20 protein-coding genes and 1 pseudogene are annotated in these 22,818 nt (G+C 41.9%); 13 read left to right on the top strand and 8 right to left on the bottom strand.

Annotated elements, in window-relative coordinates:
• The first annotated feature begins 5 nt into the window (after positions 1-5).
• From I8751_RS16165 to I8751_RS16150, 4 genes are all read left to right on the top strand, one after another.
• Positions 6-443: a response regulator gene (locus I8751_RS16165; RefSeq protein ID WP_214440162.1), complete on the top strand. Its 438-nt coding sequence runs from the start codon at positions 6-8 to the stop codon at positions 441-443.
• A 235-nt stretch (positions 444-678) separates the two neighbouring features.
• Entirely contained in the window at positions 679-3,357 is a 2,679-nt protein-coding gene (locus I8751_RS16160; RefSeq protein ID WP_214440161.1) for an ATP-binding protein, read from the top strand.
• A gap of 104 nt (positions 3,358-3,461) precedes the next feature.
• On the top strand, positions 3,462-4,505 hold the full coding sequence (locus I8751_RS16155) for a nitrilase-related carbon-nitrogen hydrolase (RefSeq protein WP_214440160.1): 1,044 nt from the start codon (positions 3,462-3,464) through the stop codon (positions 4,503-4,505).
• 35 nt (positions 4,506-4,540) lie between these two features.
• Entirely contained in the window at positions 4,541-5,959 is a 1,419-nt protein-coding gene (locus I8751_RS16150; protein ID WP_214440159.1) for an aldehyde dehydrogenase family protein, read from the top strand.
• Here the strand turns inward: I8751_RS16150 and I8751_RS16145 are convergent.
• Positions 5,956-6,894 (bottom strand): NAD-dependent epimerase/dehydratase family protein, encoded by a 939-nt coding sequence (locus I8751_RS16145; protein ID WP_214440158.1) that lies wholly within the window; start codon positions 6,892-6,894, stop codon positions 5,956-5,958. The two genes, I8751_RS16150 and I8751_RS16145, sit on opposite strands and share 4 nt — an antisense overlap.
• A gap of 283 nt (positions 6,895-7,177) precedes the next feature.
• Between I8751_RS16145 and I8751_RS16140 the strand changes: the two genes are divergently transcribed.
• The 9 genes and pseudogenes from I8751_RS16140 (at position 7,178) to I8751_RS16105 (ending at position 17,675) form a co-directional block, all read left to right on the top strand.
• Complete coding sequence (locus tag I8751_RS16140) at positions 7,178-8,329, top strand: glycosyltransferase (RefSeq protein WP_214440157.1); 1,152 nt, start codon at positions 7,178-7,180, stop codon at positions 8,327-8,329.
• Between the two features lie 103 nt (positions 8,330-8,432).
• On the top strand, positions 8,433-9,164 hold the full coding sequence (locus I8751_RS16135) for a sugar transferase (RefSeq protein ID WP_214440243.1): 732 nt from the start codon (positions 8,433-8,435) through the stop codon (positions 9,162-9,164).
• Between the two features lie 546 nt (positions 9,165-9,710).
• Positions 9,711-10,790, top strand: a complete 1,080-nt coding sequence (gene gmd / locus I8751_RS16130; RefSeq protein WP_214440156.1) for a GDP-mannose 4,6-dehydratase — start codon at positions 9,711-9,713, stop codon at positions 10,788-10,790.
• 23 nt (positions 10,791-10,813) lie between these two features.
• Positions 10,814-11,764, top strand: coding sequence for a GDP-L-fucose synthase family protein (locus I8751_RS16125; RefSeq protein ID WP_214440155.1), 951 nt, complete (start codon positions 10,814-10,816; stop codon positions 11,762-11,764).
• A gap of 305 nt (positions 11,765-12,069) precedes the next feature.
• Positions 12,070-12,768: pseudogene (locus tag I8751_RS29685) on the top strand (serine/threonine protein kinase); the annotation flags it as partial.
• Positions 12,769-12,951: 183 nt separating this feature from the next.
• The gene (locus tag I8751_RS29680) at positions 12,952-13,500 is read left to right on the top strand and encodes an ankyrin repeat domain-containing protein (RefSeq protein WP_225894200.1); all 549 of its coding nucleotides are present in this window, start codon (positions 12,952-12,954) and stop codon (positions 13,498-13,500) included.
• A gap of 221 nt (positions 13,501-13,721) precedes the next feature.
• On the top strand, positions 13,722-14,813 hold the full coding sequence (locus I8751_RS16115) for a serine/threonine protein kinase (protein WP_225894189.1): 1,092 nt from the start codon (positions 13,722-13,724) through the stop codon (positions 14,811-14,813).
• A 499-nt stretch (positions 14,814-15,312) separates the two neighbouring features.
• Entirely contained in the window at positions 15,313-15,858 is a 546-nt protein-coding gene (locus I8751_RS16110; protein ID WP_214440154.1) for a 5-formyltetrahydrofolate cyclo-ligase, read from the top strand.
• Positions 15,859-16,046: 188 nt separating this feature from the next.
• Positions 16,047-17,675 carry a purple acid phosphatase family protein gene (locus I8751_RS16105; RefSeq protein WP_225894188.1) on the top strand — a complete coding sequence of 543 codons (1,629 nt, stop codon included), beginning with the start codon at positions 16,047-16,049 and terminating at the stop codon, positions 17,673-17,675.
• Positions 17,676-17,812: 137 nt separating this feature from the next.
• Here I8751_RS16105 and I8751_RS16100 read toward each other — a convergent pair whose 3' ends face one another.
• From I8751_RS16100 to I8751_RS16070, 7 genes are all read right to left on the bottom strand, one after another.
• Entirely contained in the window at positions 17,813-18,301 is a 489-nt protein-coding gene (locus tag I8751_RS16100; protein WP_214440152.1) for a globin family protein, read from the bottom strand.
• A 104-nt stretch (positions 18,302-18,405) separates the two neighbouring features.
• Positions 18,406-18,936, bottom strand: a complete 531-nt coding sequence (locus I8751_RS16095) for a globin family protein (RefSeq protein ID WP_214440151.1) — start codon at positions 18,934-18,936, stop codon at positions 18,406-18,408.
• Between the two features lie 100 nt (positions 18,937-19,036).
• A complete protein-coding gene (locus I8751_RS16090; RefSeq protein ID WP_214440150.1) occupies positions 19,037-19,645 on the bottom strand; it encodes a HEAT repeat domain-containing protein in 609 nt (202 codons plus the stop codon).
• Positions 19,646-19,758: 113 nt separating this feature from the next.
• Entirely contained in the window at positions 19,759-21,021 is a 1,263-nt protein-coding gene (locus I8751_RS16085) for a HEAT repeat domain-containing protein (protein ID WP_214440149.1), read from the bottom strand.
• 229 nt (positions 21,022-21,250) lie between these two features.
• A complete protein-coding gene (locus I8751_RS16080; protein WP_214440148.1) occupies positions 21,251-21,745 on the bottom strand; it encodes a globin family protein in 495 nt (164 codons plus the stop codon).
• Positions 21,746-21,837: 92 nt separating this feature from the next.
• Positions 21,838-22,392, bottom strand: a complete 555-nt coding sequence (gene cpeB, locus I8751_RS16075) for a globin family protein (RefSeq protein WP_214440147.1) — start codon at positions 22,390-22,392, stop codon at positions 21,838-21,840.
• 234 nt (positions 22,393-22,626) lie between these two features.
• A complete protein-coding gene (locus I8751_RS16070; protein WP_214440146.1) occupies positions 22,627-22,794 on the bottom strand; it encodes an NblA/ycf18 family protein in 168 nt (55 codons plus the stop codon).
• Between the last annotated feature and the right edge of the window lie 24 nt (positions 22,795-22,818).

Raw genomic sequence — 22,818 nt, 5'->3', positions numbered from 1 at the left:
ATATTATGACATTATTAATACCAATGGAGGTTCTGTTAATAGAAGACAATCATGATCATGCTCAACTTATAAGTATCGCCTTAAAAGACAGCACAATCTTGATTAACATGAATGTGGTTGAAGATGGGGTTGAGGCAATGGCATTTTTACTGAAGCAAGATAAATATGCATTAGCACCTCGTCCGGATCTGGTACTACTTGATTTGGACTTGCCCAAAAAAGACGGATGGTCAGTATTGACAGAGATTAAGACTAATGTAAATCTCAGACGAATTCCTGTAGTGATACTGGCAACTTCCCCATCTGAAGAAGACATGATTAAAGCTTATGACCTAGCTGCAAGCAGCTACATAATTAAACCAGTTAACTTTGAGCAGTGGATGGAAATCATGCAGGTGATCAAAAATTTTTGGTTTCTGACTGTCAAACTACCACCCAAGTAATGACGCGGTTATTAACTCCTGATCTCAAGCCTTTTTCTGTGTATCTAAATTACGTCACTTGCTTCTCACCTTTGACGAGTATTACGAATTAGTATTTAGGTGAGTGTTGGAAAACACTAAAAGCAGATATACCTGATTAAGGAATGAATATTATGGGTGCGATCAGCTTGACAAAGGTGCAACCAACCATGCTCAAAATACTAAAAGCAATTGAACATGGGAGAAAAGCAAGCAGATGAAGCAAAAACCTAGTAAGAATAGGCTTTTGCCCCTGGTAAAAGGCGTACCTCTCAGCCGTGTCCTCGTAGTGCCGTTTTTGCTGACAATCTCCCTGGCTGTAGGGTTAATCGGATATTTATCATTCCTTAATGGACACAAAGCAATAAATGAAGTTTCCAGCGAATTGCGGCGGGAAATTGCTAACCGTGTAGATCAGAATTTGCAGACTTTTTTCTCTACCCCTCGTCAAGTATTGCATGGCAACCAGACTGCTTTACAGTTGGGGCTAGTAAATATGCAGGATCTCACTGCATGGGAACCATTCTTGACGCAGCAATTGGAAATTTTTCCCACTGCTGTTGCGATTGCTATTAGCAATGAGCAACGAGAACATCTATCAGTAGAAAAGCTCAGTAATGACAATTTTTTAGTCAAAAAAGCTGGTAAATCTAACAACTACGAACTCTACACCTACAAAATCGATAATCGAGGTAAACGCACCCAATTATCAGAAGTGATGAAAAATTTCGATCCGCGATCGCGTCCGTTTTATCAAACCGCAGTCAGTGATCGCAGATTTGGCTTTAGTCAAATTTTTATACCCCCCACAGATAAGACGCTGTTACTCAGTGCTAATGAACCTATCTATGATTCTCAAAGTAAACTGCTAGGAGTCAATAGCACTTTGACGCGTTTATCAAAAATCGGAGATGATCTGCGAAATATCAAGGTAGGTAAATCGGGACAAATTGTGATTATGCAGCCATCGGGACTGTTGGTGGCATCTTCTACAGGGGAAGAACCTATCCGTATTAACAATGGTCTACCAAGCAGGGTAGCTGTATCTCAAAGTAGTAATTCTTTAACTCAAGCTACATCTGAATACTTGTCCCGCAAATTTGGCAATCTGAACCGCATCCAAAGTTTACAGCAACTAGAATTTTCGTTTCGAGGACAACGGCAGTTTTTAGAAGTCAGACCTTTTAGGGGCAAACCAGATGTAGATTGGATAATTGCGGTGGTGATTCCAGAAGCAGACTTCATGGAGCAAATCAATCGCCATACCCAAATTACTATTTTGCTGTGCTTGGCAGCTTTTGCACTTACTGCTGTCTTAGGAATTCTCTTATCTCGTTGGATTGCCCAACCTGTGATGCTTTTAAATATTGCTGCAAAAGCTTTAGCAGTCAAAGCCACGACTAAAAGTTTGGGCAAGGAAAAAAAATCAGCCGTCATTGTCCAAGGCATAGCAGAATTGGAAGTATTGGCTCAATCATTTAATCAAATGACACAGCAGTTGCAAACATCCTTTGCTGCACTCACAACGGCCAATGAAGAACTAGAGCAGCGTATTGAGCAACGCAATCAAGAATTACAACAAGAAATTCAAGAGCGTATCCATAATGAACGGCGACTGCGCCAACACAGCCTCGCATTAGCAGAACTGGCAAATTACAGAGCAGTTGCTAATGGAGATTTGGAAACAGCCTGTAAATTCATTACCGAAAAAGCCGCCAATGCTTTATTAGTAGAGCGAGTTAGTATCTGGCTTTTTAACAGCAAACGCACTAAATTGCAATGTGTAGACCTCTACGAAAGTAGCCAAAACAAACATTCCTCTGGACTAGAACGCAACCGAGCAGATTATCCTGTCTACTTTCAGGCGTTAGCATCTGCTCGTACCATTACCGTCTCTGATACTCGCAAAGACCCAAGAGTACAAGAATTTTGGGATGATTTACTAGAACCAGAAAACATTGTGGCTTTGATTGATGCTCCTATTTTGGCTGGGGGTGAAGTTGTTGGTATGGTGTTTCACGAACAAGTGAAAACCCCACGTCAGTGGGAACTGAGTGAGCAAAACTTTGTGGGAGCAATTGCTGATTTTGTCGCACTAACTTTAGAAGTCAGCGATCGCCAACGAGCAGAAGTTGCTCTACGTCAAGCTAAAGAAGCTGCTGAAGTTGCCAACCGTGCCAAAAGTAACTTTTTGGGGAATATGAGTTATGAGCTGCGGACTCCCCTCAACTCTATTCTGGGAATTACAGAAGCACTTCAAGATCAAGTATTTGGGCCGTTAACCGAACAGCAACGTCAATCTCTCAGCACTGTAGAACACAGTGGTCAGCATTTGTTGGAACTGATTAATAACATGCTTAGCCTGGCCAAAATTGAATCAGGCAAGATGGAATTGGAAATCACTCCTACATCTATTCAAAAATTGTGTGATTCTAGTCTCGATTTCGTTAAACAATTGGCATTTCAGAAAAATATTCAACTTAGCACCCAAATCCCTGAAAATATAGGAACAATTCAAGTTGATGAGCGCCGGATGCAGCAATTGCTGATCAATTTATTGAGTAACGCAGTCAAATTTACTCCAGAAGGCGGTGAAGTTTGGTTAGAGGTTCAACCAGTTGCCACACAAGAACGAATTTACTTTAGCGTTGTAGATACTGGCATTGGTATTGAACCAGAAAATCTGCCTAATTTATTTCAACCCTTTGTTCAAGTGGAAAATTCTTATACTCGTCGCTATGCGGGTACAGGGTTAGGATTATCCCTAGTGCGGAAGATTGCAGAATTGCATGGTGGTAGCGTGGCTGTTTACAGTCAACTTGATAAAGGTAGCCGATTTACAGTGACATTACCGTGGAAGCAAGTAGAGCATCAAGAACAAGAAGCAGGAGAGTAAGAAAAATAAAATCTGAATAAATTGGATAATTTATTTTTTGGAATTTTCTAGTAATCACCTAAATGCGATCGCAATGCTAATTTTCAACCTAGCAAAGGCAAATAATGGTTCAGCAGACTGATCATTTCAACGCATTCCGTGCCTTAGCACTGCAAGTTACATGTCATGCAGTCAATCAAGCAAGCGATCGCCAAGCAGCTCGTTTGCTGATGCGAAATTCTATCAGCCGTCTAGAGCAACAAATTGCCGCTAGTATTGCTTTCATTGGTTTGGACTGTCGTTTAATTGTATTGCCAGAATATTTCCTCACAGGTTTTCCGATGGGAGATTCTTTGGCAGGCTGGGCAGAAAAAGCTTGTTTAGAAATGAATGGTGCTGAGTATGAGGCACTTGCTAAAATTGCCCAAAAGCATCAGATATTTTTAGCTGGCAATGCCTACGAACTTGATCCTAATTTTGTGGGGTTATACTTTCAAACAAGTTTTGTGATTGATCCTTCTGGATCGGTTGTCTTGCGATATCGACGACTAAATTCTCTATTTGCTCCTACACCCCATGATGTCTGGGATAAATATCTCGATTGCTATGGCTTAGAGGGAGTTTTCCCGGTGGCAAAGACAGCTATTGGTAATTTAGCAGCATTGGCATCAGAAGAAATTTTATATCCAGAAGTAGCGCGGTGTTTGGCAATGCGAGGAGCAGAAATTTTTCTCCACTCCACATCAGAAGTTTATGGCCAGACGTTAGCGCCTAAAGATGCAGCTAAAATTACTCGTGCCGTGGAAAATATGGCTTACGTAGTTTCAGCCAATACCGCAGGTATCGTTAATATCCCTATCCCCATTGCCTCTGCTGATGGTGGTTCTAAAATTATTGACTATCGGGGAATTATTTTAGCGCAAACCGCTACAGGTGAAAGTATGGCAGCTTTTGCAGAAATTGACTTAGTAGCTTTACGCCGCGATCGCCGTCGTCCAGGGTTAAATAATTTACTGTCACGGCAACGGTTTGAACTATACGCCCAAAGCTACAGTCAATCACAATTTTACCCGGCAAACACCATGCTCGAAAAAGAAGTAGACCGCAAACACTTCATACAAACACAACAAATAACTATTGAACGCTTAGCTAAACTGGGGATAATTTAAATTTGGGAATGGGGAATAGGGAATGGAAATGACCAATGACTAAACCAATAGAAGTCCGAAATCCCCGGACAGGAAAACTTGACTATGTAATTATCCCACCGCCCCCGAAACTACTGGCACAGCAATGTAACCGCGCCCGCAGAGCGCAAACTCGTTGGTATCAGATGAGTTTAGAAGGTAGAATTGAAGCTTTACAGGAATGGAAGCAAGCCATATTGTCTGGGCGCGACCAGCTTACAGAAGCTTTAGTCAATGATACGGGAAGATTATCCATCTCATTACTAGAAATAGACTCTTTTCTCTCTAGCATTGATCGTTGGTGCGCTTTAGCGCCAGACTTGCTGCAAGACTCTGCAAAAAACACGGCCATTCCTTTTATAGCATTACAACAAAAATCAGTTCCTTACCCTTTAGTTGGGGTAATTAGCCCGTGGAATTTTCCATTGTTGCTGTCTACAATTGATGCCATTCCAGCTTTGTTGGCTGGTTGTGCTGTGATTATTAAGCCCAGTGAAATTGCTCCCCGCTTTGTAGCGCCGTTAATTATCGCCCTTAATACTGTTCCCATATTGCGTGATGTACTGGGTTTTGTGGAGGGAGCAGGCGAAACTGGTGCTACCTTAGTCGAAAATGTCGATTTAATTTGTTTTACAGGTAGTGTGGCGACAGGACGAAAAGTGGCAGAGGTCGCAGCTAGACGCTTTATTCCGGCTTTTTTAGAATTAGGAGGGAAAGACCCAGCGATCGTTTTAGAATCTGCCAATTTAGAATTAGCCACCTCAGCAATTTTGTGGGGTTCAGTCGTCAATACTGGACAGTCATGTCTATCGATTGAGCGAATTTACGTTGCTGAATCGATCTTTGAACAGTTTTATCATCAACTGGTAGCCAAGGCTTATCGTCTTCAGTTAGCCTACCCCACAGTTGAAAATGGAGAAATTGGCCCCATCATTGCCGAAAGACAAGCAGCAATTATTAGTGACCATATCTTAGATGCGGTTGAAAAAGGAGCAGTAATTCACTGCGGCGGTAAAGTTGAAGAATTAGGCGGGGGTTGGTGGTGTCGTCCTACAGTGATTACTCAGGTTAATCATTCGATGAAATTGATGATTGAAGAGACTTTTGGCCCCATTATGCCAGTAATGTCTTTTCCCACAGTGGAAGAAGCAGTGTACTTGGCAAACGACTCTATTTATGGGCTAAGTGCTGCTGTGTTTGCCGAATCGGAAGCAGAAGCACTAGCAGTTGCCCATCAAATAGATGCTGGTGCAATTAGCATTAATGATGCTGCTCTCACTGCAATTATGCATGAGGGCGAGAAAAACGCCTTTAAATTCTCCGGTATGGGAGGTTCGCGTATGGGGCCAGCAGCGCTAAAACGATTCATGCGAAAGAAAGCTTATTTGATTAAAACCAATTCTAGTAGCGATCCTTGGTGGTTTGATCAGGGTTAATAAGCTTTTAAAATCTCCTCATCCATAGAGAAATCTACCTCAGCTTTATCTCGTGCATTGGCTAAATAATCATTTTCAAACGCATCATTAAGCCCAGAAATCAAATTATACTCAGGTTGCCAATTTAATTCTGTTGTAGCTTTATTCACTGAGGCAAAGAAATGCTGCACCCGCATTGGAAAAGCTTTGCGCTTACCAAAATCAAATTTTTTTGGGTCATAGTTAACAATGTTTACAGCATCGGGTGATTTACCAGCAGCTACAGCACAAGCACGAGCTAAACCATTAAAAGTGACATAGCGATCGCCTGAAATATTATAAATTTGTCCGATAGCCTGTTGATTGCCTAAAACTTGAGTCATTGCCTGGGCTAAATCTTTGACGTGACCAAGCTGAGTAATATGCAACCCGTTACCAGGAATGGGAATTGGGCGATCACGTACAATTCTGTCAAAAAACCAGCTTTCTAAGTCATTATAATTGCGCGGTCCGTAAATATACGTTGGGCGAATGGAAGTAAAAGGCAATCTTTGTTGGCTCAAGTAAACTTCTGTTTCATGCTTACCCTTGTGGCGACTTTTAGGATCTACTGCATCACCTTCAATATGGGGCATTTGGTCAGATTTGAGATACACTCCCGCAGAACTCATGTAAACAAAGTGTTGCACGCGGTCTTGAAAAATTTCTGCTAGTGGTTGAGTATCTGTCAGCTCTCGTCCGTTATTGTCGAAAATAGCATCAAAATTTTCCGAGGATAATTTTTCTTTTAGCTGGGTGGGGTCAGTGCGATCGCCTATAATTTGTCCTACCCCCTGTAAAGAAGGTAGAGGACGCTTACCACGATTGAACAGCACGACCTCATGTCCTTTTTCCACCAGCAGTTGCGTCAGATAGACACCAATGAACCTAGTACCACCCATAATTAAAATTCGCATAAATTTTCAATTCCTATTTTCAGTTTTTGTAAAAAGGCTAGAGATGAGGGAAGAGTTTTTCCAATGACGGCAGTTGCTACAAGCCGGGCATTGCCCGCCCAAAGTACTGCCTCCCCAATACCTTATCTGAGGTTATCAGGTTGCAGCATCCCTCTGGAACCTCTAGGAAAAGAATTACGTCTTAGGTTTAACCTGGGGCGCTTCCCGTTCGTTAATATCAAAGGGAAACTTTTCAGTTAACCTCACGCTGTCTTACGTATTTTCTACCTCATTAAAGTTAGCTGTGCCCTTGAAATATGCTCTGGTTCATGAGTGGCTGACACCTAAGGCCACTGGAGGTTCAGAACTAGTTGTCCAAGAAATTCTGAATCATGTTGATGCCGATTTATATGCGCTGATTGACTTTGAATCCAGCAATTGTGAAAGTTATTTATATCAACGTCAGATTGGCACAACGTTTCTCCAACACTTGCCTGATGTCCGTAATGGTGTCCAAAAATATCTCCCTTTATTGCCACTGGCGATTGAGCAACTAGATTTGCGGCAATATGACATCATTTTGTCTTCATCTCACGCTGTAGCCAAAGGAGTCTTGACTACTCCAGAACAGTTGCATATTTGCTACTGTCACAGTCCCATGCGCTATGCCTGGGATTTAACCTTTGATTATCTACGCCAAAGCAAGCTAGGAAATGGTATGGCTGGATGGGTAACTCGTTATTTGCTGCATCGTTTGCGTCAATGGGACGTATTGAGTGCGAATCGCGTTGATTATTTCCTTGCCAACTCGCACCATACAGCTCGCCGCATTTGGCGCTGTTATCGACGAGAAGCAACAGTCATTTATCCGCCAGTGAATATTGAGACATTTCCTTTTTTTCCTCAAAAGGAGGATTTTTACCTGACAGTTTCCCGGTTAGTAAGTTATAAGCAGGTATCTCTAATTGTCAGAGCTTTTAATCAATTGCAACGGCCATTGGTGATCATTGGTACAGGAGGTGAAATGAAGAAGATTCGTGAAATAGCCAACTCTAATATCAAAATACTGGGATGGCAGCCTGATGATATGGTAAAAAAATATATGGCCAGAGCTAGGGCATTTGTGTATGCAGCTTGTGAAGATTTTGGCATTGCCTTAGTGGAAGCACAAGCTTGTGGTACTCCGGTGATTGCCTATGGTGCAGGGGGTGCTTTAGAAACCGTGCGAGATCTGCGCTCTTGTGTGGATACAGGGACAGGCATCTTCTTCAAGATGCAAACAGAAGCAGCTTTAGTGGAGGCAGTAGAAAAATTTGAAATGTATCAAGATTCGATTAATCCTGAGTATTTGCGATCGCACGTCGCCCAGTTTTCGCCGCAAATCTTTGCACAGCGCTATCTGGACTTTATAAACAATTGCCAAGAGCAAAGACCATCACTTACACAAAGGTCTTGACTTTTGTAATTGTTTTATAGGCTTTTGGCAATTTCCCCCCAGAAGCACCTCCTTTTGGCTTTAAGATTGGGACTATGTGTGGTGTGGATTATTAAGGAGTATGATGACTGCCCAGAGCTCACTCCTCTCCGGCAAGCGATCGCGTACTTTCTTAAAGCGTGGTCAAAAAACAAAAATGCCCAGAGTCAAACCCAAAGGTTTGTCTTTTCAGGGTTTAAACGGAGAGTTTGCCAAGCGACTGTTCGATATAACGTTTTCGCTGTTGGTGTTAATTTTGTTCTTCCCCGTCTATTTAATCTTGGCCCTGCTGATTGCTTTAAGCTCAGAAGGCCCGATTTTTTATGTCCAAGAACGGGTGGGTAAAAACTACAAGCCCTTTAATTGTATAAAATTCCGAACAATGGTGAGCAATGCGGATGAGGTTCTAGTGCAAATGATGGAAACATCGCCCCAGTTGCGGCAAGAATTTGAGAGCAGTTTTAAGCTCAAACAAGACCCCCGCATTACAAAAATTGGTCGCTTTTTACGAATTACTAGCTTGGACGAATTTCCCCAATTTTGGAACGTTTTAAAAGGAGACATGAGTGTTGTCGGGCCGCGTCCTCTAGTCGCAGAAGAATTACCAAAATATGGTTGCCATATCGAGCATATTTTAACGATTCGACCGGGAATAACTGGATTGTGGCAAGTTTCGGGACGTAATGACATTCCTTACCCCCGAAGAGTTCAAATAGACTTGCATTACGTGAAATTTAGAAACTTTTGGCTCGATTTATGGATCATGTTGAAAACGATTGATGTGGTCATTATCCCCAAAAATAACGGAGCATACTAAACAACAAACTCAACCTTTATTTATGTGGGGCAGTTTATGCCCCTAGCGCCGCTACGGATAAGTCAAAAGACAACTTCCGGCTTGTTGTCCTATGGACTGTTGATTTTACCTCATTGCGCTAAAAACAAATTTTTCAGCAAGCAGTTGATTATAGCGCCAGAACATCCACACTATTTACCACTGGGCACTGAAAACAAACAGACTTGCCTGACAATTTACATATACTCGGCATTGGCATAGGACACAAAATTAGGATTCAGTTCATTCCAAATTTTGAGTTAGTTCAGTCTTAACAAAAACTCAGCCTATATAAAGTTTTGGCAAAGATTAAAAATTTTATACCAAATGCCTCAATAATCTAATGTTGAGATGATAGTGGCTGACTTGTTAAATTAATTTATTATTGAGTATATTTATTTACGGAAAACTTCTGTATCAATCAATTAAGACCCGTAGGTTTCCCATTAGGCAATTTAGCGATTAGCTGCTAGGTTGTATCAATTGCAGTGCGACTATTTCATCCAAGAAAACAAGGGATAATTGAGCATGACCCAAAACAAGCGAGCGTTGATTACTGGTATTACTGGTCAAGATGGTTCATACCTGAGTGAGTTTTTGCTAGAGCAAGGTTATGAGGTTCATGGGATTATTCGTCGGACTTCTACTTTTAATACAGACCGCATCGATCATATTTACGAAGACCCTCATAAAGAGGGAGTGCGATTGCTGCTTCACTATGGTGACTTGACAGATGGTACAACGCTGCGACGCATCTTAGAAGAAGTCCAGCCTACAGAAATTTACAACCTGGGCGCTCAATCCCACGTCAGAGTAAGCTTTGATTCACCAGAATATACTGTCGATGCAGTAGGGATGGGAACCTTAAGGCTTTTAGAAGCAATCCGGGACTACCAAAGACGTACCGGCATTGAGGTGCGTTTCTACCAAGCAGGTTCTTCAGAAATGTATGGCTTAGTACAAGCAGTACCGCAAAGCGAAACAACGCCTTTCTATCCCCGTAGTCCTTATGCTTGTGCTAAAGTTTACGCCCACTGGCAAACAGTTAATTATCGTGAGTCTTACAACTTGTTTGCTTGCAATGGTATCCTTTTTAACCATGAATCACCACGGCGGGGTGAGACTTTTGTAACCCGCAAAATTACTAGGGCAGTTGCCAGAATTGTGGCTGGTAAACAAAAAACAATTTTTATGGGCAATCTTGATGCCAAGCGTGATTGGGGCTATGCCAAAGATTACGTCAAAGCAATGTGGCTGATGTTACAAAAAGACCAGCCAGACGATTATGTGATTGCTACTGGTGAAACGCACTCAGTGCGCGAATTTCTAGAACTGGCGTTTGGTTATGTAAATCTCAATTGGCAAGATCATGTAGAATTCGATGATCGTTATCTGCGTCCGGCTGAGGTGGATTTGTTAATCGGCGATCCTACCAAGGCACAACAGAAGTTGGGCTGGAAACCTTCAGTAACCTTTAAGGAGCTTGTAGCCCTGATGGTAGAAGCAGACCTACAGGCGTTGGGTCATACATTACCCAACGGCAATGGTTCCTCCATACCTCGTGATATTGCTACTACTCGTCAAGAACTGGGCGCTCTCCACTTCTGATTTACACCACAGAGGATAAGAAAATGACCGCCTTAGAACTAACAAATAAACGGATTCTCGTTACTGGTGGAGCAGGTTTCCTGGGTCGTCAGGTGATAGATCAACTGTGTAAAGCTGGGGCTGACATTGCGAAGATTACAGTTCCGCGATCGCGTGAATATGATATACGTGTTTGGGAAAATTGCCAGCGCGCAGTTGACCAGCAAGACATTATTATCCACTTAGCAGCTCACGTTGGTGGTATCGGTCTCAATCGCGAAAAACCAGCAGAGTTATTCTACGACAACTTGATCATGGGAACCCAGCTAATTCACGCTGCCCATCAAGCAGGAGTAGAAAAATTCGTTTGTGTTGGCACAATCTGTGCATATCCCAAATTTACGCCAGTGCCTTTTAAAGAAGATGACCTTTGGAATGGTTATCCAGAAGAAACTAATGCGCCTTACGGAGTTGCGAAGAAAGCGTTGTTAGTCCAGTTGCAATCTTATCGCCAGCAGTATGGTTTTAATGGTATTTATCTATTGCCAGTAAATTTATACGGCCCTGAAGATAACTTTGACACCAGAAGTTCCCACGTTATTCCAGCGTTAATTCGCAAAGTTCATGAAGCACAAATTCAAGGAGTAAAAGAACTGCCTGTTTGGGGTGATGGTAGCCCTACCCGCGAGTTTTTGTATTCAGAAGATGCAGCGCGGGGAATTGTCATGGGTACTCAATTTTACAATGACTCTGAACCAGTTAACTTGGGAACGGGTTATGAAATCTCCATTCGTGATTTAATCACCCTCATCTGCGAACTAATGGAATTTGATGGTGAAATTGTTTGGGAAACTGACAAACCTAATGGTCAACCCCGTAGGTGTTTAGATACTGAACGGGCCAAGCAAGCCTTTAATTTCAATGCTCAGGTGGGCTTCAGGGAAGGGCTAAAGAATACAATTGACTGGTATCGTCAAAACGCTGCTTCTGTTTAGTTAGTTAAGTTGATTTAGGCAGAGTATAACCACAAAGATACTTAGTATCTTTGTGGTTAATAGTTGATGTGATAAGCATTATCCCTTTTCTTCAAGCATTGCTATAGCTATCTCATTATGATGATAGCGATCGCCTGTCCCCATAAGATTAACAACAAACCTGGAATCTACGGAGAAGAAGGTGTTGTATATAATTATCACTATCCTCAACACAAAATTAAAGCCGGATGGAACTGCTGCACCAGAAGGAAGATATAATTGCCCATCAGTATCGGATTCTAGATACTTTGTGACAAGGTGGAAGTGGAACGACATACCTTGCTCAAGACTTAGAAAGCACTCAACAAGTGGCTCTTAAAGCCTTATCGCTGCACCGAATGACCGACTGGAAAATGATGGAGTTGTTTGAGCGAGAAGCAAAAATTCTCTCGCAACTCAATCATCCGGGTATTCCTCAATATTTAAGATATTTTCAGATAGAAGCCCTCGAAGACCATTATTTTTACATTGCCCAGCAACTGGCAGAAGGTAAGACTCTGGCGGCTTTGGTGGAAAGTGGATGGCGCACCAGTGAAGATGAAGTGCGGCGCATTGCTATACAAATATTAGAAATTTTGGTTTATTTGCACTCACTCAAGCCTCCTGTAGTCCATCGAGATATCAAGCCGCAAAATATTATTCGCCGTGACGATGGACAAGTATTTTTGGTAGATTTTGGGGCTGTACAACATACCTATTACACAACTTTTATGCGTGGAAGTACAGTAGTAGGAACTTATGGTTATATGGCTCCCGAACAGTTTCGCGGGCAAGCCTCACCTGCTACTGATTTGTATGCTTTAGGAGCAACTTTATTATTTCTTTTGACACACTGTTCCCCCACAGATTTGCAGAGTGATGGTTTAAAAATTAATTTTCGTTCCCGCGTGCAGATTAGTAAAGAATTTGCCAACTGGCTAGAGAAAATGTTAGAGCCAGATACGGAAGATCGTTTCCCTTCGGCACAAAAAGCCTTAGAAGTATTGCAGGGCAAACGAAAGCTGACTGTAAAGTCGAATGTCTATATTCCGTGGAACAAAATAGCTGGAGTCGCTATTACTGCTGTTACTACTGTTGGTGCTGTGATAACTATTAACCTGTTGAATTCATATAAGTTGGACATTTTAAACAGCATTGGATTTACGGGTATGCCTGGCAATAATATACTTCACGTAGCAGTAAAACAAAGCCGCTTAGATATAGTAAAACAGCAAATTGTCCAAGGCACTAATATCAATGCCAAGAACATCTATGGCAATACTCCTCTACATTTAGCAGCAGAACAAGGGAACCTAGAGATAGTAAAACTGCTGATTACCAATGGTGCTGATATCAATGCCAAGAATAAAGATGGTAATACTCCTCTATATTTTCACAGTAATCTAGGCGTAGTAAAATTGCTGCTTGCCAATGGTGCTGATGTTAATGCTAAGAATAACAATGGCAGTACCCCTTTACATTGGCGAGGTGACCTAGACGTAGTAAAATTGCTGCTTGCCAATGGTGCCGATGTTAATGCTAAGAATAACGATGGCAATACTCCTCTATATTTCCACAGTAATCTAGACGTAGTAAAATTGCTGATTGCTAATGGTGCTGATGTCAATACCAAGAATAAAGATGGCAGAACTCACGCGCAACAAAAAGAACATTGGGAAGTGATGATGAGATTTCAAGAAATTAATAATATACCCTGACTGTCTTATTGTTATATACTTCATTGCAAAAAAGCAGAGGGGAGAAAAGAGAACTACCGAAAGTATGCAACTAACAGATAAAGAATCTTTAAATCTTTGTTCTTAACTTCAAGAGTTTTTTCCCTTCACTAATAGATACTAATTAGACAGTATGGGACAATATGTAATTAGTTTTTTATAGTCAGTTAGCGGCAAATCTAATAAAATAGCACTTAAAAAACATGAAAATATTGCACCAAGCTGAAGAAATTATCAATCACAAATATCGTATTTTACGTAAATTAGGAGAAGGTGGAATTGGTATTACTTATGCAGCCGTTGACTTAGAAAGCGGTAAACAAGTAGCTCTGAAAGTTTTATCATTGCGACGCATGAGTGACTGGAAAAAGATGGAGTTGTTTGAAAGAGAAGCAAAAATTCTTTCTCAACTCAAACATCCAGCAATCCCTCGCTACTTGGATTATTTTCAACTAGATACTAACTCTGACCGTTCTTTTTACATTGTTCAACAATTAGCGCCTGGAACTTCTCTCGCAACATTAGTAGAAAATGGCTGGTTTCCTGATGAAGAAAGAGTTAAACAAATAGCTATTCAAATTCTAGAAATTTTGATTTATTTACACTCACTGACACCGCCAGTTATTCATCGTGATATCAAGCCGCAAAATATTATTTTCGCTTCTGATGATAAAAAGTTATTCCTAGTAGATTTTGGAGCAGTAACAGATACGTATCATAATAGTATGTCTAATGGCAGTACAGTGGTAGGAACTTTCGGCTATATGGCACCAGAACAGTTTCGTGGCCAAGCTTTCCCTTCTACTGACTTATATGGTTTGGGAACAACGTTACTGTTTTTGTTGATGGGGAAATCACCCACTGATTTACCACAACGTAAACTTAAAATTGATTTCCGCCCTTACGTTAATATTTCTAATGATTTTGCAAACTGGTTAGAACAAATGTTAGAACCAGTCAGTGCTGACCGTTTTTCTTCAGCAGAGGTAGCTTTAGCAATATTATTAGGTCAAACAGCACGTATACCCCAGCGACCACAGAAAAGTCATATAATTTTCAACGCAACTGAGAATAATTTAATTGTCAAAATACCACCAAGTTTTTTTTACAACAACTATAGTTTTCTCGTTTTATTTTTTTCTATAGTTTCTATTGGTGTTTTTGGGCTGACTTATTGGATTCTGTTTATTGAAATACTGCATTATTTACTAATAACGATGCCTATTGTAGCATTTTTGTTATTGAATTTATGTTTACTTTTATTTTACAAAACTTGCTCTCCAGTCATTCCTTGATTTCTGAATTCTGTATCTAGCAATATCTTACAAATTGACCAGGACTATATCAGCCTGGAACGATGGTTACTTGGTTGGTGTATTCAAAAAATAAAACTTCACAAGTCACATCTTGTTAGTGTGAGTTTCAAAAATAACACCAATTACAAGTTTTCTAACATCTTAATTTTTTATTGTTTTCGTAAATTGAGTTGGGATATAGATAGACATTTGATGATATTTAATGGGAAGAAAAAGAAACATTTTAAATTTGGTGCATTCTTGACGCGGCAAGAGAAAGAATGGCTGGTGTGCGAGATAAGAAACTATAGTAGACAGCATTGTTGGCTTCAAAATAAACTGTCTTCGTTATCTGGTAAGTGATGAGCTAGGGTTAGGTTTTTCTGTTTGCTGAAAGAGAGTCTGTCTACCCTGTCCTTCTGTTTGCTGAAGGGGTAATTTCAATGGTATTGGCACCCAAGTAAACGGCTAGACTTGTTCTCAACTAACTCATTAAACAATGGAAAAAATACAACTACGGCGATCGCTTCTCGAAAGACGGCAATCAATGCCTGTCTCGGAGTGGAGAGAAAAAAGCGATCGCATCTGCGCGCACCTGGAAACATCCTCTTTATTTACCCAAGCCAAAACAATACTTGCTTATTTCAGTTTTCGCCAAGAACCAGATATTAGTTCACTATTTGCACATACTAAATATCGTTGGGGATTTCCTCGCTGCGTTGGTAACTCCCTTTCTTGGCATCTCTGGACATCTAACGACTCTGTGCAAATCGGCGCTTACGGAATTGTTGAACCCCATCCCACAGCCCCAATCTTAGATCCTGGGGAAGTAGACTTGATTCTTGTCCCCAGTGTTGCATCTGACTATCAAAAATATCGCTTGGGCTATGGCGGAGGATATTATGATCGCTTGCTAGCTGCTGCTGATTGGGAAAATAAATCTACCATCGGTATTGTTTTTGATTTTGCCTATTTACCTGAATTACCCATTGACCCTTGGGATAAACCTTTGAAAATTGTGTGTACCGAAACTGGATTGAAATAATTGTTATCCGCAACAAGTTAACAGCAAGTCAGTTTTTTGCTTAACCCCCGTTTAAATTTGTCACTGTATAATAACGCAGGCTTGTAATACTCAGAGTGATCATGGCGAAAAACAAACTGCTAACGCCTCTACTTCTGTTTTTTCTATGCCTTACCTTGTTCAGCGTGCGTTCATTTGGGCAAACAACTATGAAATCAGCACCCCAATTGCTGACTGACCCATTTTTGCAACTGCCAACTGCAACTTCAGTGCGAGTAGTATGGTTTACCGAGTTTTCTGGTAATAAACACATAGTTAATTATGGGGAAAAACTTAGTCAAACTATCCGGGCAAGCACAACTAAACTGAGTCGTACACGCGAAGATCAACAATCGCGAGTAGCAAACCGAACATACAAACAGCCTTTTAAACGTGACATTTGGCGACACGAAGCAGAAGTAACTGGGTTAACTTCTGGGGTGCGGATTCCTTATCGGGTGATGAGTGTGCGGGAAGATGGGGAGAATATTAGCAGTGATGTTTTTACCCTCGCACCTAGTCCTAAAACAGGTACATCACTCAAAATTTTACTGACCTCTGACCATCAATTAAAGCCGATGACAGCGGCAAATCTGCAAAAAGTGGTGGAGACAGTGGGACAAGTTGATGGAGTGTGGTTCGCTGGTGATTTAATTAATGTTAGCGATCGCGCTTCAGAATGGTTTGATGATCATCGAGGCGGCGCGTTATTTCCCGGTTTACAGGGTCGTGCCAAATATGAAATGGAACACAATGGCGTTAAGACAATCTACACTGGGGGTCAAATAATTCAACATGCTCCCATGTTTACGGCCATTGGTAATCATGAAGTGATGGGACGGTTGGCTAGAAAGACAAGTTTAAATGATGAATTTGATGATACGATTCCCCGTGCGGTTGCTCAAAAGTTGTATAGCGGTAAATCACTTATAGATAATTCTTTTAATACCGATACCTACGAAGAAATTTTCACTCTACCCAAAAGTCAAGAGGGTGGCAAAAAATATTATGCAGTCAGCTTTGGTGATGTGCGTTTGGTAGTATTGTACATCACAAATATGTGGCGGACTCCTAACTTAGATCCGAAATATACAGGTAGATACAGAGAAGCAGAGAAAGATTTAAATAATCCTGAGAATTGGGGTTATGGACAGATTATTTATGAGCCAATCACTAAAGGCAGCAAGCAGTACAATTGGCTAGAGGCAGAACTTAACAGCCCAGAATTTAAACAGGCAAAATACAAAGTTGTGATGTTCCATCATCCGCCACACACACTGGGTGATAACATCGTCCCTGCTTATACCGATCCAGTGCAGATAATTGAACGTGATGAAGATCGCAAAATCAAAGCAGTACGTTACGAATATCCCAAGGACAAAGATTATATTATCCGCGATGTTGTGCCTTTACTAGAAGCGGCTAATGTGCAACTAGTATTTTACGGGCATTCCCATTTGTGGAACCGCTTTATTAATCCTAACGGGGTGCATTTTCTAGAAACATCTAATGTCGGCAATACTTATGGTGCAGCTTGGGGTAACAGAAAGCGAGATGTGCCACTTGGGTACAAGGAAGATTATGTAACACTTGGTGATCCTAATGGATTGGAACCAGTAATACCGACAATTGACCCCTTATTAAGCGAGGATGGTCAGCCAATACCTTATATTGCCAGTAACGACATCACAGTTTTTAGCATCTTTGATACAGGTACAGGGTTAGTAAGTAGCTATCGTTTTGATACCCGCAAACCCGACTCAGAGGTAGTAAAGTTTGATGAATTTGAGTTGAAATAGCACCTAGTGACGCTACGCGTAGTTAGTTCGTAATTCGTAATTCGTAGTTCGTTATTGACTGTTAATAGGGGCTTCAGACATTTTTTATAGTTGGCTTATTTCCGCTGTGCTGTATTAGCTACGAACAGCGATCGCTGTTATGACATAGAGTTGATGAGGTAATCGAAATAGGCTTTGTACTCTACTAAAGCTTGGGGAGACATATTACAAGTAGCACAGGCGCGATCGCGCAAAAAAATCAAACCAGTAACATAGGTAGCAGTATTAATTCCCAAAGCTCTGTAAACTTCCCTTGCCCCAGCAATACCCCACTCATCTAAAGGGCCAGTTCCACCAACAACTAGGCAGTAATTGATCAACCGCAGATAATGAATCATGTCACGTAGACACTTGTTTTTTTGAGTTGCCGCATCAATATCCCGACCACTGCCATTAGGAAACTTTTTGTAGATTGCATCAACGGCTTCTTGAGCAATTGTTTTAAAGTTACTTGCCAGTTTTTCTGCTGCTTCCATACGAGCAGTTGCCCGTTGCAAGCTTCCTTGAGCAGACTGTAGATCAGAGATGCTAGGAAAACGCCCAGCTTGATCAGCTGCTGTCACAATCGTAGTTAAAACTGATTTCATAATAACGAACCGCAAAGGACGCATTGGCGCTAGCCTCTCCCCTTGGGAGAAGGGCACGAAGTTATAGGAGTTTCAGAGAGTTCTTGCGTAAATCCTAATTCCAGCTAGCTAATGCTACTCATAACAGTATCGAAGTAGCTAGCTACTTCAGCTGCAAAAGCAGAACAATCCCCAAAAGTAAACGATTCTTGGCGTTGGGCAGTGTTATTAATATGAGCAATTGCACAAGCCTTCATAATCTGAACCGCACGCACAGTAGAAGGGGTAGGTACACCTAAAGCCGCATAGGTTTCTTTCAAACCGTTCAAACAGCGATCGCTCAAAATGGAAGCATCACCTGTCAAAAGTGCATAGGTTACATAGCGCAAAATTATTTCAGCGTCGCGCAAGCAAGCTGCCATCTTGCGATTGGTATAAACACCACCCCCTGCACTAGTTAAACCCTCATTTTCACAGACAGCTCCTGCAACCGAGTCAGTGATGATGCAACTGGCATTGCTGGCGATCGCATTCACAGCATCGAGGCGCTTGTTACCGTCAGCAATAAACGATTTAAGGGCATCTAAATCTGTACCACCAATAAACTTTCCGCCTGCATCGGCGGCCACTACGGCTTTTGAAAAAGCATCTAGCATTGAACTCTCCTTATATTTAACAAAACTCTCAGCAATGCTCGATTTTTTACCTGATTTATGAGCAACAAAATCAGCAGAATTCAAACAACTATATCTGTATTTAGCCTCTCTTATACTTGTTCACCAACTCCAAACGCGATAATGCACTTGTGGCTGATTCCCGCACATAAGAGTCGGCAGACTCATCATTAACAATTGCTGTAAGTACGTCTGCTCCTCTGCTATCACCGACGGTAGCAAGGGCATTGACGAGCGTCACTGCCAGAGCCACATTATCTGTTGTTTCCAAAGATTCAAGTAAAATGTCCAATGCGGGGGTACCAATCTCACCCAAAGCCATGACACATCCAATATTGACAATGGGGTTGGGATCATTGAGTCCAGTTTTTAATCCTTGCAAACCTTCAGCCGGAAAAGGAACATCTGGATGGTTAACGGCAATTTGGGCTAGAGCCTTGGCACAACTGCCTCGAACAGTCACGTTATCACTATTCAATAGTGGCTCAACCAAGGGAACAGTAGCATCTGGGCCAATAACTCCCAATGCTTTAACAGCCGCCCGTCGATAGGTGACATCTTCATCACCAAGAATACTTATCAGTCGAGGAATAGTAGTTTCATCTTGAATTTCAGCTAGTTCTAGCATCGCCCGTTCCCGGAGGTTGGGGTTGGGATGTTTGAGTTGTTGAAAAAGTTCGTCTTGAGTCATCAGAAATTAAAAAATATGGGGCATTGGGCATGGGCATTGGGCATTGGGCATTGGGCATTGGGCATTGGTAATTGATTCTTATTGCCTTCTGCTTTCCCTGCTTCACCTTTTCTCTACTCTCTAGCTTTTTCTCTAATCAACCAGTCTTGATCGTTAGCGGCGAGTTCACGATTGCTGGTATCACCGAGTTTTTCTAATGCCATTAATGTGGCATACTTTAAATCCCAGATTTTGGTTTGTAGGGTTTTTTGCAGTTCTGGGATAGCACGACGATCGCCTATTTCGCTAAGGGCGATCGCAGCAGCAGCGCGAGATTTTTGAAACTGCGGCTGGGGGTTGTGCAATGCTTCCACCAACAGATCATAAGCAGGGGCATGTTTAAGCCAGCCGAACAGCTTGATCACATGAAAATGTGCGCCATAGTCGCTGTGAGCTTCTTCTTTGTATGTGGCAAAAAGTGCGGCGGGTGCAGTATCTGCGTAATTTTCAAGAATAGTTTTGGTTGCCAAATAACAACGCCCAAAGTCTGTTTCATACAACTCCCGCACCAGAAATGGCAGAGTTGGTAGCTGATCATAGCTGTGTACCAAATCCAAATCTTGGGGATGGTCGCGCAATGTTTGCTCTAAATAAGGTTGAATTGTGGTGTATGCAATCACTCCTGTAGAAATACCAACTTCTGCTAGCATCCGAATTGCCCGCAACCGAAAGATAATAGATACCGGACACCGCGCAATATTAGGAATGGCATCGTAATATCTAGCATCGATCAAATCTTGGATAGATAACCGACGGGCAAATACATTTTGGTGTTGCAACAGCGCCACCACCTTACCCATCTGAGAATAGTCTCTAGTAAATCGGCAGACTGCGGAAATGGCCGCACTTGCTATCGGTGCGTCATCGGCATCTATAAATTTGCGGACTCTCTCCAGTGCAGGCTGGTAATCTAACTTTGTCAAGGTATGGATAATTACCCGATATGTTTGTCCTGGTTTATCCAGCAGTTGGGCAACTTCTTCTAAGATATCTGAGTCTTGGGTGCCAATTTCCGCGATCGCCCAAACAGCATTTTCTACGGTATAGCAATCTTCATCTGCTAAACAGGTGCGAATAACGCTTAAGGCTTGCTTTGCCTGTAACCTTCCCAAGATCTCCACCGACTTCCGTCGCACAATCCGGTTATCCAGCGAAGGGTCAGTTTGTTGCACCGCACGCATCAAGGCATCAATTGAACGCTCCGTTGGAAAATTCACCAAATGAGAAGCCGCGATATAGCGTGAGTCATCTTCATCTATCTCCTCTTGGGGCGTGTCTAAAAGAGTAATGGCTTCGTCTTCTGTTAAATTAAAAAGATTAAAAAAGCGTTTATCCATATAGTTTTAGTAGTCAGTAACAAACCGCGATCGCTTATGATAATTTTTTATTGTTAGAGGTATAAAAGTATAGAATACTTCTTTATGGATATTTATCTCAGACATTGACACAAAAACAAGCCTGAAGATTCTTTGCCAGTACTTAACCTTAACTTAGGTAAAGCAACACGCCAAGAACCTTTAGGCTTGTAGGGTAGGAATCTTACCCTGTAACGAAATTACAATTCAACTATGATAGAGAGTTGATTGCGTAGTCGAGAAGAGCATTGTACTCAACCAATGCTTGAGCAGACATATCGCGAGGAGCGCAACCACGATTGCGAGCAAATCTCAAAGCTTCAACGTAAGGAGCAGTTGGCAAGTTCAAAGCACGATAAACTTCACGCTGACCAGCAATTCCCCACTCATCAAGAGGGCCTGTACCGCCAACAATTAAGCTGTACTGAATTAGGCGCATGTAGTGTTTGATGTCACGCGCACACTTGTCTTTGAAAACTTGAGTAGAATTAGCTTCGCCATCACTGTTCAAGTAAGGATACTTCTTGATAGCAGCATCGTAAGCTTCTCTGGCTACGTTATCGATGTTGCTAGCTAGTTTTTCAGCTGCTTCTAGACGAGCTGTAGCACGCTGAATGCTACCTTGAACGGATTCTAGATCAGAGGAGCTGGGGAAGCGACCGGCTGCATCAGCAGACGCGATCACGGTGGTAACAACTGATTTCATGCTTATATCTCCGAATGGATGTTATCAGAACGTTTCGGTAATCGTTTTGAGTTTTGATTTTAAATCTCTCACTCAACTATTTCTGTTGAGGACTAGCTCAGAGCAGAAATAACGCGATCAAAGTAGCTAGCTGCTTCAGAGGTCAATGCAGAACAATCGCCTTGGGGAGAACCCATTTTGCGGAAACGCTTACCACCGTTAGCTTCGGTATTGCTGTCATTGATGTGGGCTAAAGAGCTAGCCTTCATGATTTGAACAGCACGCACGGTGGAGGTGGTGGGTACGCCAAGAGCAGCATAAGTTTCTTTCAAACCGTTCAAGCAACGATCATCCAGGACGGAAGCATCACCAGAAAGTAGCGCATAGGTGACGTAACGTAGAACGATTTCAGCATCACGCAGGCAAGCAGCCATGCGACGGTTGGGGTAGCAGTTACCACCAGCTTGGATTAAACCTTGGTTTTCGCAGATCATTCCAGCTACAGCATCAGAAACGATACAGCTAGCGTTACTTGCGATCGCATTTACAGCATCCAAACGTTTGTTGCCTTCAGCAAGAAAACCCTTCAGGGAAGAAATATCAGCACCGCTGAGGACGGAAGTACTGGCATCTGCCGAGACTACGGCTCTAGAAAAAGCATCAAGCATTGAGCTCTCCTTGTTAATAAATCAGGATGTCGCCTGTCGTTTGACTACGACGATATAGAACATAAAAGATGACGGGTGCTTCAGTCTCAGTTATGAGAAACAAAGCAACAATCCTTAACATACATAAAACAACCCCCAATCGGAATAAGCCAGACTGGGGGCAATAATGCTGAATATTCAAACCAAGGGAGGAACTGCTTGAGGGTAGATTGCGCTTATTACTGAGAAGCAGGACTAAACTTGCTTGAGCAGATGCTTAATCACATTTTCTTTAATCATTAGTTGTCGCAGTACTTCCAAGAGAAAGGTCTGTGCTTGCTCTTGACTCAACCCTTTTACTTGTTCTTCGTAAACCTTAAGGTTGAAACTTTGCTCTAAGCTCAATTTTGTTGGAATGTCCATATTGTCTACTCTCCTGCTTTTCGC

The organism is Atlanticothrix silvestris CENA357 (assembly GCF_016056295.1).
Taxonomy (GTDB): Bacteria; Cyanobacteriota; Cyanobacteriia; order Cyanobacteriales; family Nostocaceae; genus Atlanticothrix; species Atlanticothrix silvestris.
This window is presented reverse-complemented; position numbering and strand designations above follow the sequence as displayed.

Excerpts from the sequence above, each read along its gene's own strand:
- I8751_RS16165 (WP_214440162.1), top strand. The coding sequence starts at position 6 with ATGACATTATTAATACCAATGGAGGTTCTGTTAATAGAAGACAATCAT.
- I8751_RS16160 (WP_214440161.1), top strand. The coding sequence starts at position 679 with ATGAAGCAAAAACCTAGTAAGAATAGGCTTTTGCCCCTGGTAAAAGGC.
- I8751_RS16155 (WP_214440160.1), top strand. The coding sequence starts at position 3,462 with ATGGTTCAGCAGACTGATCATTTCAACGCATTCCGTGCCTTAGCACTG.
- I8751_RS16150 (WP_214440159.1), top strand. The coding sequence starts at position 4,541 with ATGACTAAACCAATAGAAGTCCGAAATCCCCGGACAGGAAAACTTGAC.
- I8751_RS16145 (WP_214440158.1), bottom strand. The coding sequence starts at position 6,894 with ATGCGAATTTTAATTATGGGTGGTACTAGGTTCATTGGTGTCTATCTG.
- I8751_RS16135 (WP_214440243.1), top strand. The coding sequence starts at position 8,433 with ATGACTGCCCAGAGCTCACTCCTCTCCGGCAAGCGATCGCGTACTTTC.
- gmd (WP_214440156.1), top strand. The coding sequence starts at position 9,711 with ATGACCCAAAACAAGCGAGCGTTGATTACTGGTATTACTGGTCAAGAT.
- I8751_RS16125 (WP_214440155.1), top strand. The coding sequence starts at position 10,814 with ATGACCGCCTTAGAACTAACAAATAAACGGATTCTCGTTACTGGTGGA.
- I8751_RS29680 (WP_225894200.1), top strand. The coding sequence starts at position 12,952 with ATGCCTGGCAATAATATACTTCACGTAGCAGTAAAACAAAGCCGCTTA.
- I8751_RS16115 (WP_225894189.1), top strand. The coding sequence starts at position 13,722 with ATGAAAATATTGCACCAAGCTGAAGAAATTATCAATCACAAATATCGT.
- I8751_RS16110 (WP_214440154.1), top strand. The coding sequence starts at position 15,313 with ATGGAAAAAATACAACTACGGCGATCGCTTCTCGAAAGACGGCAATCA.
- I8751_RS16105 (WP_225894188.1), top strand. The coding sequence starts at position 16,047 with ATGAAATCAGCACCCCAATTGCTGACTGACCCATTTTTGCAACTGCCA.
- I8751_RS16100 (WP_214440152.1), bottom strand. The coding sequence starts at position 18,301 with ATGAAATCAGTTTTAACTACGATTGTGACAGCAGCTGATCAAGCTGGG.
- I8751_RS16095 (WP_214440151.1), bottom strand. The coding sequence starts at position 18,936 with ATGCTAGATGCTTTTTCAAAAGCCGTAGTGGCCGCCGATGCAGGCGGA.
- I8751_RS16090 (WP_214440150.1), bottom strand. The coding sequence starts at position 19,645 with ATGACTCAAGACGAACTTTTTCAACAACTCAAACATCCCAACCCCAAC.
- I8751_RS16085 (WP_214440149.1), bottom strand. The coding sequence starts at position 21,021 with ATGGATAAACGCTTTTTTAATCTTTTTAATTTAACAGAAGACGAAGCC.
- I8751_RS16080 (WP_214440148.1), bottom strand. The coding sequence starts at position 21,745 with ATGAAATCAGTTGTTACCACCGTGATCGCGTCTGCTGATGCAGCCGGT.
- cpeB (WP_214440147.1), bottom strand. The coding sequence starts at position 22,392 with ATGCTTGATGCTTTTTCTAGAGCCGTAGTCTCGGCAGATGCCAGTACT.
- I8751_RS16070 (WP_214440146.1), bottom strand. The coding sequence starts at position 22,794 with ATGGACATTCCAACAAAATTGAGCTTAGAGCAAAGTTTCAACCTTAAG.